Raw genomic sequence first — 208 nt, 5'->3', positions numbered from 1 at the left:
CGAGGATGTTCCGGCGCTTCTTCTTCATCGTCGGCGTGAGCAGGTCGTTCTCCTCTGAGAACTCCTCGGGGACCAGGCGGAACCGCTTGATCCGCTCGTAGGGCTCGAACGCCTCGTTCACCGCGTCGACCTCCGTCCGAACCCGGTCGCGGACGCGCTCGTCCCGGCAGATCTCCCGTCGATCGTCGGGGAGGTCGATCCCCTCGTC

Annotated in this window: 1 pseudogene (cut by a window edge); it reads right to left on the bottom strand. The window is 66.3% G+C overall.

Annotated elements, in window-relative coordinates:
* A pseudogene (locus tag DJ70_RS17720) lies at positions 1-208 on the bottom strand (long-chain fatty acid--CoA ligase); its annotated part reaches 57 nt to the left of the window's first position; the annotation flags it as partial.

This window comes from Halorubrum halodurans, from assembly GCF_002252985.1.
GTDB lineage: Archaea > Halobacteriota > Halobacteria > Halobacteriales > Haloferacaceae > Halorubrum > Halorubrum halodurans.
Note: the sequence above shows the minus strand (reverse complement) of the source record. Positions and strands in the feature narration are given on the sequence as shown.